At 41.4% G+C, this 13,409-nt stretch carries 15 protein-coding genes; 9 read left to right on the top strand and 6 right to left on the bottom strand.

Going from position 1 to position 13,409, the window contains the following annotated elements:
• Positions 1-2: 2 nt before the first annotated feature.
• On the bottom strand, positions 3-956 hold the full coding sequence (locus tag BFP97_RS04795; protein ID WP_069841321.1) for a GNAT family N-acetyltransferase: 954 nt from the start codon (positions 954-956) through the stop codon (positions 3-5).
• Between the two features lie 15 nt (positions 957-971).
• A complete protein-coding gene (locus BFP97_RS04790) occupies positions 972-1,781 on the bottom strand; it encodes a 1-acyl-sn-glycerol-3-phosphate acyltransferase (RefSeq protein ID WP_069841320.1) in 810 nt (269 codons plus the stop codon).
• A 225-nt stretch (positions 1,782-2,006) separates the two neighbouring features.
• Here BFP97_RS04790 and BFP97_RS04785 point away from each other — a divergent pair, with 225 nt between their 5' ends.
• From BFP97_RS04785 to BFP97_RS04750, 8 genes are all read left to right on the top strand, one after another.
• Entirely contained in the window at positions 2,007-3,089 is a 1,083-nt protein-coding gene (locus BFP97_RS04785; RefSeq protein WP_069841319.1) for a DUF4249 family protein, read from the top strand.
• 67 nt (positions 3,090-3,156) lie between these two features.
• A complete protein-coding gene (locus BFP97_RS04780; RefSeq protein ID WP_069841318.1) occupies positions 3,157-3,528 on the top strand; it encodes a cupin domain-containing protein in 372 nt (123 codons plus the stop codon).
• A 105-nt stretch (positions 3,529-3,633) separates the two neighbouring features.
• Entirely contained in the window at positions 3,634-3,906 is a 273-nt protein-coding gene (locus BFP97_RS04775) for a MoaD/ThiS family protein (RefSeq protein WP_069841317.1), read from the top strand.
• A gap of 83 nt (positions 3,907-3,989) precedes the next feature.
• Positions 3,990-5,081: a sialidase family protein gene (locus BFP97_RS04770; protein ID WP_069841316.1), complete on the top strand. Its 1,092-nt coding sequence runs from the start codon at positions 3,990-3,992 to the stop codon at positions 5,079-5,081.
• A 71-nt stretch (positions 5,082-5,152) separates the two neighbouring features.
• Complete coding sequence (locus BFP97_RS04765; RefSeq protein ID WP_069841315.1) at positions 5,153-5,284, top strand: 30S ribosomal protein THX; 132 nt, start codon at positions 5,153-5,155, stop codon at positions 5,282-5,284.
• A gap of 100 nt (positions 5,285-5,384) precedes the next feature.
• Complete coding sequence (locus tag BFP97_RS04760) at positions 5,385-5,885, top strand: antitoxin Xre/MbcA/ParS toxin-binding domain-containing protein (protein WP_170827400.1); 501 nt, start codon at positions 5,385-5,387, stop codon at positions 5,883-5,885.
• A complete protein-coding gene (locus BFP97_RS04755) occupies positions 5,885-6,340 on the top strand; it encodes an RES family NAD+ phosphorylase (protein WP_083262430.1) in 456 nt (151 codons plus the stop codon). Before BFP97_RS04760 ends, BFP97_RS04755 begins: the two co-directional genes overlap by 1 nt.
• A 120-nt stretch (positions 6,341-6,460) precedes the next feature.
• Positions 6,461-7,840 (top strand): GH1 family beta-glucosidase, encoded by a 1,380-nt coding sequence (locus BFP97_RS04750; RefSeq protein WP_069841312.1) that lies wholly within the window; start codon positions 6,461-6,463, stop codon positions 7,838-7,840.
• A 3-nt stretch (positions 7,841-7,843) separates the two neighbouring features.
• Here the strand turns inward: BFP97_RS04750 and BFP97_RS04745 are convergent, their stop codons facing one another.
• Positions 7,844-10,480, bottom strand: a complete 2,637-nt coding sequence (locus BFP97_RS04745; protein WP_083262429.1) for an ABC transporter permease — start codon at positions 10,478-10,480, stop codon at positions 7,844-7,846.
• Positions 10,477-10,824: a PadR family transcriptional regulator gene (locus BFP97_RS04740; RefSeq protein ID WP_069841311.1), complete on the bottom strand. Its 348-nt coding sequence runs from the start codon at positions 10,822-10,824 to the stop codon at positions 10,477-10,479. The genes BFP97_RS04745 and BFP97_RS04740 overlap by 4 nt, the downstream gene beginning before the upstream one ends.
• Before the next feature lie 295 nt (positions 10,825-11,119).
• Between BFP97_RS04740 and BFP97_RS04735 the strand changes: the two genes are divergently transcribed.
• Positions 11,120-11,572, top strand: coding sequence for a cold-shock protein (locus BFP97_RS04735; protein WP_069841310.1), 453 nt, complete (start codon positions 11,120-11,122; stop codon positions 11,570-11,572).
• Positions 11,573-11,618: 46 nt separating this feature from the next.
• Here the strand turns inward: BFP97_RS04735 and BFP97_RS04730 are convergent, their stop codons facing one another.
• Together BFP97_RS04730 and BFP97_RS04725 are read right to left on the bottom strand one after the other, a co-directional pair.
• Positions 11,619-12,017 carry a hypothetical protein gene (locus BFP97_RS04730; protein ID WP_069841309.1) on the bottom strand — a complete coding sequence of 133 codons (399 nt, stop codon included), beginning with the start codon at positions 12,015-12,017 and terminating at the stop codon, positions 11,619-11,621.
• A 230-nt stretch (positions 12,018-12,247) separates the two neighbouring features.
• Positions 12,248-13,279, bottom strand: coding sequence for an AI-2E family transporter (locus BFP97_RS04725; protein ID WP_069841308.1), 1,032 nt, complete (start codon positions 13,277-13,279; stop codon positions 12,248-12,250).
• Between the last annotated feature and the right edge of the window lie 130 nt (positions 13,280-13,409).

The following is a 13,409-nucleotide window of genomic DNA, read 5'->3' as shown; positions in this document are numbered from 1 at the left end:
GATTAAGGCTTTGTATAGCCGGAGCAATGCCTTTCAATCACTGATTCGTGTATGTCGCCTATGGTCACCATGAGACCCGTTTCTTCAACACCACCAAAATCAGGGTTAAAGGCAGTGCCAAAAGACATCATGGTAGAAGAAAGATTCATGTAAATGTTGATCAAAGGAGGGATCCATTCACCTCTTTCTTTCAAGAGCTTTTGCAATACCTTGAAACCGTCCTCAAATGAGACGTTATCATCAAAATTGGCTTTAAACAATTCATCAGAGTAGCCAGAAAAGAGTTCCTTCTTTGGTGTTGATAGATTGTCTTTGTCAGGGAAATAATTGGCCATAAAAGCGAGCAGTATATCCCTGGCTTCTTTGTTGTAACTGGTATACATGGTCACCTTGCCAAAGAAGTAATTCATTTGGCCTTCGTAATTGACTATCAATGCTCCAAGACCATCCCAAATATTAGCAAGGGCGAAAAGTCCCTTCCGTGGATTAACCGAAGGCTGATAGTTAGGCTGTACCCATGACCTGCCTAACTCAATAGAGTAGGGCAGATAGTCTTTTTTCATCTGCTCTGAGAAATCGAAGTAATGTGCAGTAGAAAGGTCAAAATCTCCTGTTTCGGGATTGTAGGCTCTGTCTCCTGTAATGAATCGATAGCCTCCGATAATTTCCTTGTCCTCAGGACTCCATACAATCAGTTGTTCATAGCATCGGTCGGTAGTGTCATATTCATCGATATCGATCTCGTGACCGGTTCCACCTCCAGCACCTCTAAAAGAAACCTCCCTTAGCCTACCAATCTCCCGCATTGTATGAGGGGAGTTATGATGATTTACAATGTAAATCTCATTGCCTCCTTTGTTTGTTGTTCTGACAAAACGATTGTTTTTCAATTCGTCTTCAATCAGTTCTCTTTCAACTGCTGGGATGATCGGCTTAAGTTCTTTGCTTTGCTTCATTTATTCCATTTAAGCTTATGCAAGCTTGTATACTTCTTCTTTTACCCATTGCGCCCATTCTTTCTCGTTCTTTGATGCATCGAAAGTAGAAGCTGGTATGGGTTGACCAATAGTAATCTTCATTTTAGTATTGTGTTGTTTATAAAACTCGTCTGCCAAATAGAACATTTCGATGTTTAGCTTGATTCCCAATGCCTTTCTAATGTTGGCTAATCGATAAAATCTATCGGTGAGTCTTCCCTCAATATACACTGGAACTATGGGTTTATTATACTTTATGGATTTGACCACAAAGGTTTTTTTCCAATCCAGGTCTTTAACCACTCCTTTGGTTCTGCGACTGACCAGCCCGGCAGGAAAAATAAATGTAGCATAGTCAGAACCGAACTGTTCGTCAACTCTTTGCAAGGAGTCTGCCTTATTTTTTCCTACCTTATTAACACCAATAAAACTGTCTTTCAGGTTGTTGAGACTTAGTAAGAAGTCGTTGACTATGAACTTGATATCAGGCCTAATCTCTTTTAGTGATGTGATGATGGCAAGTGCATCGAAGCCACCAAGGGGGTGATTGGCAGCAAAAATGATCCCTTCCGGAGGACGAGGCACGTTATCAAGACCGTGAATGTCAAGAGTCACATTGAATTTCTCCATTACCGCCTTGCTAAACTCATAAGAATCTGCCTCGGTATGGGCGGCCATAAATGCGTTGATATCATCTTGATGAATGATGCGTTCGATGTATCGAATGATGAATCCAGGTAACCACTTTAGTAGGGTTGGATTCTTATCGTGAATCAGCTTTCGGACATCTACGAATTTCTCCATTAAGGTCAATTAGCGCTTTGGAATAATTGGCAAGTATAAGGGCATTTATCACAGAAATCAAACTTGATTTGGCAAAGCCCTTGTCATAAGTCAGTTACTCATTTCCAAGCTTATCAAAATAGTTTTTATTCACGAAAAACGGAAGGTTTAAAATGGACAATCTCTTTTGACTAAATTATTAGTGATAAACCGTACGCTTAATTAAATTCAACTACTTCAACAGTAATGAATAAAAAGGTCATCTCGAAGCGCATGATATCAGCTGTCTTAGCAATTGCCATCACCTGGTTGATGATGGCTGGTTGTGCCGAGGTAATCGAGCTGGGTAGTAAACCCACAGCGCCTTCTCTAATTGTTTATGGAAGAATTACTGACGGAACAGCTGGGAACGAAATTACCATCTTTGAATCTTCAACCAGGAGCGATGGTGCGCAGCAAGCTTTAAGTGGGGCGACTATCGATCTTTTAGAGGATGGGAGTGTAATTGCTCAGTATGAAGAAGAACTTAATAATCCTGGCAATTACAGGTTGGTTATGCCGAACGATTCAGCAAGAGAGGGAAGGAGCTATCAGATAGCTATCACACTGCCTTCCGGAGAACAGGTTTTGTCTGAGCCCTCCATTATGCCTGGGCTCAAAGCCAAAGACTCCATTTATGTAGAGGTAGACTTGGTCGATGTTGTCGTTGATCAAGGAGGTATTCGTGAATTGAGAAGGCTTTCACAACTTCTGGTCGACACCGAAATACTGGAAAAAGAGACCGATTTTTATTTAAGGTGGAATGTAATCGAAACCTACACTGCGGTGCAAACGCAAGTCTGTTGTGGCCCACCACCACCACCATGTTATGTAACCAATGATATCACAGGGCAGGCACTAAGGCTTTTTAATGGAGCAAAACTAAAACCGGACTTAATCCCACGTCAAAATCTTGCTAATACCACCGTGGATGGTCGGTTTGCTTTCACCTATTTCTATCAGGTGGTCCAATCTACGATAGATGAAGGGGCCCATGCCTACTGGACCAAAGTAGAGGAAATAGCCAACTTATCAGGTTCTATTTTTGATAAGACACCAGCAAATATTGTAGGTAATCTTTATTATCCAGATAGACCAAAAGACCCAATTTTCGGTTACTTCGAAGTCGCAAGGGTGGATACTACAAGAACATGGTTGAACAGTGATCGCTTTGATTTCTTTCTAAGAGAACCCTGCCCCGCAGCTCGACTTGATGAAGCACCACCTGAGTGTGGGAATTGCCTTCTCATTGAGAATAGCTCTCATCATAGGCCTTATTTTTACCAATAAGACCATTTAAATGACCTTTGATGTTTTCTGGGTCAAAGGAATTATAAGGTTTCACTAATTTCGATCCATGGACCTTTCTAAGAAAAATATACTGGAGAAATTCGAATTATTCCAAGACCAATGGAAGCCCCATATTATTGGTGAACTCAATGGTCAGCAAGTGAAACTGGCCAAACTTCAGGGAGCATTTGTTTGGCATAGTCACGAACATGAAGATGAATATTTTCAAGTGTTTAAGGGGAAGTTATTCATGGAGTTTCGTGATAGAACGGAGGTTTTAGAAGAAGGAGATATGATCATTGTTCCGAAGGGAGTAGAGCACAATCCTTTTACCCGTGCCGATGAAGAAGTATGGGTGTTGCTTTTCGAACCAATGTCTACCCAGCATACTGGTGAGGTTGTACATGAAAGAACCCACAACGATCAAAAGTGGATTTGATTAGAGTTGAAGGACGAATTTAAGTTCAATAACCTCAAGAGGTCTCGATCGTTTGATACATCAACTTTGATTTTATAAATTCAATCGATTTGTGAGATTATAATTATGGCAGTAGTAAAGTTTACCAGCAACCTCAAACGGTTTTATCCGGATTTAGCACCCCTGGAAGTAAGTGGCAAGACGGTCTCTGAAGTATTAAATGAGATTGAGAATAGATATTCTGGCCTCAAGGATTACATCGTTGATGAGAATGGAACTTTGCGTAAGCACGTTAATATCTTCATTGGAAATGAGATGGTGAAAGACAGAGAGCGGCTGATGGATGAGTTGGTAGAAAAGGATGAGGTTTATGTGATGCAGGCCCTGTCAGGCGGATAATGTCCCTTTAACAAGGTGGCGATCGTCATGGATTGAGTATACTTTTTAGACAATAGATTTTTTAATCTTAATCATACCATATCATGGCTCAAAATCATCTTTTGATCGGTACCCGAAAGGGGCTGGTCACTTATAAGAAATCAGGTTCAGGAAAATGGGAGTATGACCATACTTCATTCGTTGGCATTCCAGTTACCATAGCCACAATTGATCAGGTCACTGGCACTTGGTGGGCCTTATTAGATCATGGTCATTGGGGTTGTAAATTACATCGATCGAGTAATGGCAAAGACTGGGAAGAACTAGAAGCTCCAAAGTATCCCGATGGAGAAGAAATCAAGGATGGTGTTCCTGCTTCAACCAAACTGCTCTGGGCATTCTCCAATGGAGGTGCCGATCGTCCCGGAACAATCTATATCGGCACTGAGCCAGGTGGTTTGTTCAAGAGCACGGATAATGGTGATTCTTTTGAATTGGTTAGAGGGCTATGGGATCATCCAAGTAGGAAAGATCAATGGTTCGGTGGTGGGAGAGACCATCCCGGGCTACATTCTATACTGGTTGACCCGAACGACTCAGATCATATCTATATAGGCATCAGTTGTGCTGGTGTTTTCGAATCTAATGATGGTGGTGATAGTTGGCATGTGATGAATAAGGGCCTAAGGGCAGACTACTTACCAGACCCTTCATCTGAGTATGGCCAGGATCCACATCTAGTGGATTGGTGTAAGGCAAACCCAAAGGTCATGTGGCAGCAGAACCACTGTGGTATTTTTAGAACAGTTGATGGAGGAAACAACTGGTCTGACATTACGGAGAAGGATGGTATTGCCAATTTTGGCTTTGCGGTAGCAGCACATGACACAAATCCAGATGTGGCTTGGGTTGTTCCTGGGGTAAGCGATGTGATGCGTGTAGCCATTGATCAATCGCTTTGTGTGAGTAGAACGGACGATGGTGGTAAAACATGGCAGCATTTTAGAGATGGGCTTCCACAAGGCTCTGCATTTGACATTACCTATCGCCACGCACTCAGCTTGCTTGGAGAAACTTTGGCCTTTGGTACTACGACTGGTAACCTCTATTTATCTGATAATGGGGGTGAACGTTGGGAAACATTGAGTAATAATCTACCTATGATTCACAGTGTTGAATTTGTTGAGACTGATTAATTGTTGATAATCAGTGATTTGGCATGTTCTGCTTCAATTAGTATCTTTCAATACACCAATGATTCAAAATTATGGGAAAGGGAGATGTCAAAACCAAAAAGGGTAAGATTTCTATGGGCACTTTTGGTGTTCGAAGACCTCGAAAGAAAAATGTTAAGAAAGTAGAGGCGCCAGTAGCCAAGAAAAAGAAGGCTAAGAAATAGTCTAATTAGGCCTTTCTGAAAATCTTGAACTGAGGTAAACTTTTTATTCTCAAAGCTCGTTTATATATTTGAGTCCCAATTGGGAATGAATAAGTTTCATATGAGACAGTCTATAAATGATCTTCAGAACGTACAGCGCTTCAGTGGCGTGTTCCAAATCAGTGATGATAGTACTGACTTTGGAAGACAGTTCAATATTAAAGGCAAGCGAATGACGGTGGCATTTCATGCTTTGGTCAACTATGACGGTATGGAGCCTGTAGATATTCCCGGTGCCTTTTTATCAGCCATTCCCGGCATTACAAACTTACCTGTTACCGATATTGCCAAAATGCTCGATATGAGTAAATCTTCTTTCTATCGGGCTAAGGAAGAGGATAAACTGGAGATGGATACGGTAGACAAAATCTCAAGTCTCATGAAGATTTATAGGAAGGGCCTTGAAGCATTTGAAGGTGATAAAAATGATTTTTATGACTGGCTAGATACACGAATCGCATCCTTAGGAGATGTAAAGCCGGCAGAATTGCTTAAAACTGAAACCGGCAGATTGTCTGTATTGAATGCTATAGATCGCATAGAGCAAAACGTCTACGGTTAATGCTCGTCTACAAAATTGACAAGCTAAAGTATAGCGATTACTTTCCCCCAAGAGGATCATTTTACAGTTCAGGTCGCTGGAGTAAGCGCGATATGTGGGTGGTTTATACTTCAGAAAACATCGCCTTAGCCAAGCTTGAGACATTGGCGAATACAGGCCAGTTCATCCCCAAGAATAGAGTCTTGAGAGTAATAGAACTCAAAGAAGACGCACCGATTGTCAATATCTCTATTGAAGACCTGCCAGATAACTGGTCGGATGTTCCTTATTCTGATCAATTGGCGAACAGTATCAGAAAGGTGATTGAATCTAAAGCTTATGTAGCGGCTATAGTACCTTCGGTTCAATCTGTTCGGGAGCGAAATTTCCTTCTATTTCCAGATTTCCCTGATTTTGATAAGTATGTAAGGCAGGTTGAGGTGATTGAGGAGTACTTTGATAGGCGACTTAAATAGCTCATCTGACTTTCCACCCCTCCAGTATTACTACATCAATATTACAACAGAGCATACTTTCTGCTATCAATAGATTGATGGTATTAAAGAGTATTTTATGTTTGTAAGAGAGACGCGATTATGAAAAACTTTCCTGAAAATTTTACCTGGGGTTCGGCTACCTCATCTTATCAAATTGAAGGTGCACACGATAAGGATGGCAAAGGGCCATCTATCTGGGATGCCTTCTGTACAATTCCCAATAGAATCAAGAACATGGACAATGGCAATATTGGTATTGACCATTATCATAGATTCAAGGAAGATGTTGCCTTGATGAAGTCCCAAGGGTTTAAGGCTTATCGTTTTTCCATTGCATGGGCTCGAGTCATGCCTGAAGGCAAAAGAGCTGTTAATGAGAAGGGTATACAGTTCTACTCTGATCTGATCGATGAATTGCTTGCCAATGGAATTCAACCTTGGGTAACACTCTACCATTGGGATTTGCCCCTGGCACTGCAAACAGAAGAAGATGGGTGGCTCAATCCAGTAGTAACGGACTATTTCAAGGACTATGCTGATCTATGTTTCGAAAGGTTTGGAGATCGTGTGAAGAATTGGATTACATTCAACGAACCTTGGGTGATTTCTGTGCTTGGTTATGGGCATGGTAGTTTTGCACCAGGTAGAAAGTCAAATAGTGAACCTTATCTAGCAGCTCATCATATCTTGCTTTCTCATTCAAAGGCTGTTGACTTATATCGCAGTAAGTATGCATCTCAAAACGGTTCTATAGGCATCACTAACAATTGTGACTGGCGTGAACCACTGACAGACAAACCAGAAGATAAAGAAGCTGCAGAACGTGCTTTACAATTCTTTCTGGGTTGGTTTGCCGATCCGGTTTATTTCGGTGACTATCCGCAAGTCATGAAGGACAGGCTGGGAGACAGGCTGCCTGAATTCACTTCGGAAGAGTCGAAAATGTTGAAAGGATCATCAGACTTTTTCGGTCTGAATCATTATACTACCATGTACGCTGCAAATGAAGAGTCGGCTGCACAGAACAATATCAAAGGTAACGGTGGAATTTCAGAGGATCAGGGGGTTAGTCTCACACTTGATCCAGAATGGACACTTACGGCTATGGATTGGGCTGTGGTACCATGGGGATGCAGAAACTTGCTTCAGTGGATAAGCGCTCGTTATAATAGCCCATCCATTTACATTACCGAAAATGGTTTTGCCTGTGATGATGAAATGATCAATGGTGAAGTTGACGATTCATCCACACGATTGGCTTACTACAAGGGCTATTTGATGGGTTGTCACGAGGCAATCGAAAGTGGGGTTGATCTTAAGGGATACTTTGCATGGAGTATGTTTGACAACTTTGAATGGGCTCATGGCTATGGTTCTCGTTTTGGGATCAACTATGTTGATTACGAAACACTTGAACGAACCCCTAAGGCCTCTGCCAAATGGTTCGCTCAAGTATTCCGAGACAACGGCTTCGAATAGGCGCTATTCTGTCCTTAAGTTCTTGATTGGGTTGGCCTTAGCGGCTGAAAAAGTCTGATAGGCAACGGTCAAGAAAGCAATGATCAAGGCCAGAAGGCCTGTTAGGGCGAATATCCACCAAGATAGATTGATTTGATAGGCGAAGCCTTCAAGCCAGTTCTTCATTAAGTATGCTGCTATGGGTGTGGCAATCACGAATGACCAGACAACGAGCTGCAAAAAGTCCTTTGAGAAGAGCTTGATAATACTGGCTACCGAAGCACCTAGAACCTTTCGGACCCCAATCTCCTTAATGCGTTGTTCTGCTGAGAACATGGCCAGGCCGAGCAAGCCAAGACAAGAAATCATAATGGCAAGTATGGCGAATATATTAGAGAGGCTGCTTACTACTTTTTCGTTTTTGTAAAGTTCAGCATATTCCAAGTCCATGAATTGATATTCAAGTGGATAGTTGGGGTTAATATTGGCGGAAACTTCTTCTAGGCTCTCAATCGCCTTTTGTGTTTGACCAGGGAGTGTTTTTACCATGATAATTCCAAAGTTCAGATCCTCCTTAACATCAACGATTAAAGGCTTAATTGGCTCGTGCAGCGAGTGCGTGTGATAATCCTTCAGCACACCTATGATTCTTCCTTGTTTTGTCCATGCAGAAATACGCTTGCCCAAAGGTTGATCGAGGTTCATTTGCTTCAATGCAGTTTCGTTGATCATAAAGGCAGCGGTGTCAGTAGGTATTGTTTTGTCAAAGCCCCGGCCTTCAACAATCTCTAAGCCCATCATTTCCAGGAAGTCAAAGCCTACGGATGTGGGTTTGAAACTCATCTGTCGATTCTCTTCCATGCCTTCCCAGGCAAAAGGGCCTGCTATTTCGAAAGCCATGTCATGAGGTGCTTCGCTGCTTCTATCAACCATAGCAATTCCAGATTTGGTCAATAAACTTTCTTTGAATAAGTGATACTTGCTGACAAGATCCCCTTCGATTCTTACGTAGATGACGTTCTCTTTGTCATATCCGAGGTTAGTGTTTTGAATGTAGTCAGTCTGTCGAGAAACGACCAGGGTAGCGATCAGCAAAAGGATGGATAGGCTAAACTGAAACGTGGCAAGGCCTTTTCTAAAGAATTTGGCAGTGTTAGTAAACCTTGCCATTCCCTTCAACACCTTTGCAGGCTGCAAGGAAGATAAGAATACAGCCGGATAGGCCCCAGAAAGGACTCCGGTGACTAAGACGATAATTATGAGAAACAACCAATAAAAAGGCTCGGACAGCGGTAGCGCCATTTCCTTACCCGTGAAGTTATTGAAGTAAGGAACAATTGCACTGACAGTGATAACAGATACAATCATGGCAATCGAAGTGAGAAGTATTGATTCGCCAAGGAACTGACCAATCAAGTAACCTTTTGAAGAACCTATTACCTTCCTGACACCAACTTCTTTGGCTCTTTTGAGCGAACGGCTTGTCGCTAGGTTCATAAAGTTGATACAGGCTATAATCAACACGAAAATGGCCACACCACTGAAAATGTTGATGTATTCAATGCGTCCTGAGACGGGTTTGCCATTTTCGAATTTCGAGATGAGATATTGATCGCCATAAGGTTGTAAGCCTAATTCTAACCTTTCGTAAGCAGGGTTATTACTAGAGTCATCGAATGCCTTAAGTTTTTGTGCGACTAATTCAGGATCAGCATTGGCATGCAATTGTATGAATGTAGGGGCTTTGTTATCGGACATGACAATAGGCAGGCTTTCGGCATCTTCCCAACTGATTAGGTAATCGAACTGAAGGGAACTATTGGCTTGTATGTTCTTAAAAACACCTGTGATTTTCATATCCAGCGTGTTCTCATAGCGGATCGTTTTGCCCACAGCGTCTTGAGGGTTCTCAAAGAAAATGGATGCCATGTATTCTGAAATAACAAGTGTTTTGGCTCTGGTGAGAGGGTTCTCTTTGTCTCCATATAGTATTGGATAAGAGAACATCTTAAAGAAGTCGTTTCCAGTAATGGCTCCTTCAAGTCGATGTTTTACATCTCCGACTTGGAAGGTGTTAGGGTATCCCCATGGAAGCTCATAACTTGTGATATAGGTAGCTATGTGCTTTATTTCAGGGATTACTTTGGGTAACTCTTCAGCTAGCCATACATTTCTATTACTAAAGAGCTCCCATTCTTTAATATCATAATCTCCGGAGACCTCACCATTAATCTCTGAAGTCAAATAAAGTGCGTATAAGTCGCCCTGATTTTCATGGAAGTTGTCGATTGATCTTTCGTCATTTACCCACAAATTGATCAGTAAGAAAGAAGATATGCCCAAAACAAGGCCCATTACATTAATGAATGAAAAGGATTTATTGCGGATAATGTTTCTTGTTGCCGTAGTGAAGTAGTGCTTAAACATAGCGGTAAATTGGGTTTTAGATCTGTTTGATTTCCTTTTGAATGAGACTGTGGATTTTAAATAAACTAGGACTTCAAGAGGGTATCTTAGTTTGGCATGCCTGAGTCCCTTTTTATCAACCATGTGCTGAAATCGCTCATGTAGATCACCAAAGACTTCTTCATGCAATTCATAGGGACAAAGCCATTCTACGAGCTTGTCCAGCCACTTGGGAGTGGACTTGTATTGGCTCATTGACTATTTAAGTTTAGTGAGGGGAGTGATCCAGGAGCAATGTTTCCCCATAGGTTATCCCGGACAGATTTGACGGTATGAAGCATTTGGCTTCCGAGGGTGGTCACTGTAAAGAGTCGTTTTCTTCTTCCTCCGCGTTCTTTCGTGGCCTCGCCCATAGCGGACTCCAGATAACCTTTCTTTTCAAGTCTCTGAAGAGCAGAATGAACAGCACCAGTCGTCACCACTTTACCTGTCTGTCTTTCCAATTCTTCGGCTACGGCTACGCTATATGCCGAAGGAAACAATACTGCAACTGTTAACAGTACAAGTTCCTCAAACTCACCTAAATCGCTCCTTCTCATAAGTTCATTTTGTATAACATCTATTTCGGTATAACAAATACTTTACCAAAAACGAAATATTAGTATTAGAGGCAATAGGCAGGGGTAGTGCTATGTAACTCGGGACTTACTTGTTCGATCTTGTACAATAATTGAATTAATAGCGTACAGTTGTTTGAGTGCGTTAAGGTCTTTCACCGAAGTGAATGAATCCTTTTATTCCTCTTTTAGAAATCTTTTGAACTGATGGGGCTCATAAACCCACACAAATTGGCTAAATTGCATCGAACCTAATTATCAAAGATTTATAGACTGAATGGCAAGATCACAGAACACGTTCCAGAAAAAAGAAAGAGAGAAGAAGCGCTTACAGAAGCGTAAAGAAAAGGAAATGAAGAAGGAGGAGCGAAGAGCTAATGCTTCTGGTGGTGGTCTTGATGAAATGATGGCTTATGTAGATGAGTTTGGTAACATCACCGATACGCCACCTGATCCGACAGTAAAGAAGAAAGAAGTTAAGGCTTCTAGTATTGAGATTGGAGTTCCAAAACAGGAGAAGGAAGATATGACTGCCGAGAGACGTGGCAAAGTGTCCTTTTTCAACGATTCAAAAGGCTATGGTTTTATCAATCAAGATGGAACCCAAGAACGATTCTTTGTCCACGTAAATGGCTTGATGGAGCCAATTCAAGAAGGAGATAAAGTGAGCTTTCTCTTAGAGAAGGGAATGAAAGGTATGAATGCTGTCAGCGTGAAAGTTATTCGCTGATATTCTGAATTACCTCTACATCTAAAAAATAAAAAACGGAAGAATATTATTCTTCCGTTTCTTTTTCTGCCTCTTCTTCAGGGGCCTCTTCGGTTTCATTGGCTACAGGAGTGCAGCTGATATTGAGCATAAACTGCTTGTCTAATTCGATGTGATAAGTAGCAACATCCATAAGCTCAATGGCCTTGCCCGACTGTTTGATCATTTCCATAAAGTCTTGCGCTACTAACGAAGTCTTGATGGCAACCAAAGGCTTGCTTTGGAAAATGTCGATTTTAAAGGAGTATACAATGTTCTTCTTAGGAGCTAGATCAGTAAACTCATGCTTTGAAAGGGGGTAAGACTGAGGTCCATTTTCGGCATCAACCATCAATTTCAGAACTACAGGCTTGTATTTTTTCCACAAAGGATAGAAAGCACTAATCTGGAGGTTATCGTTTCGCATAATTTGTTTTTGACCTTAGAAAGGTCGATTTGTTTTTAGAGAGGCTTAGATGAGCTGAACAAAAAAAATGATATTTAAGGCCAGCAGCAGTTAGTTATATTTTAGGCCTCAGGTTTTGTTTAAGCATAATTGTATTGCAAGTTAATGAAACCCTAGAGATATGTCGGGTATACCAGCCAATAAGTTTGACTCGCTTTTCAAGATTGATCGGTTTTTTGTGGTTGTCGCGACTAATCTTGCTGAATATCCCCATTTTGAGACAGCAAGATGGCCACCCTTCTAGTATTCTCGAATTGTGAAAATACAATTACCATTATCACGGTGATGGGTGTGCTCAAAAGCATTCCTGTAATCCCCCAAATCTGACCCCAAACAATCAGAGCAAGGATGGTGACAAGTGGACTGAGATTCAAAGAATTGCCCATGATTTTTGGCTCTACCACATTTCCAATCACCCATTCAATCACTCCCAGGCCGATCAGGATGATAAAGAAAGGTCCGAACTCTCCGAATTGCATTAAACTAAATACGGCTGGAAAAACGGTGGCTACTAAAGATCCAATGGTTGGGATATAGTTGAGCAAAAACATTAACAGGGCCCAGAAAAATGGAGAGTCAACTCCCATTATGGCCAAGAAGATATATCCCACAATACCAGTCAGCAAACTCACATACGTTTTCAGTCTGATATAGTCTCCAAATGAGTTTCCAATCTTGTTCAGCATTTTTGTTACTCTAGATTCTTCATCCGAAGACTTAAACATCTTTGTGAGCTTGTTCTTAAAGCTGGTCTCTTCAGAAAACATAAACGCTGCATACACCAGGATGATGATGGCGTCTCCCAAGACACCTGATATAGAGCCTGCTATACTTCCCAGAATATCGCCATAATCGAAACCATCTTGGGCGGTATTGAACTGCTCTTGAATATTTATATTAAAACTCTCGTTTACCTGATCTAACAGGCTGTTAATGTTTACTTTATAGATTTCATATGAGAGCATCAATGAGTCAATACTTGACGTGATTAACCTGGAAAGTCCACCAAAACCAATGACCAGAATGATGAAGACCAGAACATTCACCATGGTGGTGTTTAGTTTCTTTCCAATGACCGGAATTTTCGTAGTTAAGGACTTGAGTGATGTTCCCAAATACCAAAGGATAACACCAAATACGAGTGGGATCAGGATACTTTCGGCATAGATGAGAAGGGCCAAGATTCCAGCAATGGCTATGACACTGTACGCAAGTTTTTTCATGGATCTACAAATGAGTCAGAGCTGTGAAGGTAATCCTTGAATTCAGTTAATACAATGTCGATTGAATGAACTTGAGCATTGATCAATGTTGAACAGTAATAAAAAAGGCAGTAATCCAAATGAATGAATT

The sequence above is a fragment of the Roseivirga sp. 4D4 genome, assembly GCF_001747095.1.
Lineage (GTDB): Bacteria > Bacteroidota > Bacteroidia > Cytophagales > Cyclobacteriaceae > Roseivirga.
The sequence above is the reverse complement of the archived record's forward strand: the minus strand, read 5'-3'. Positions and strand labels throughout refer to the sequence as shown.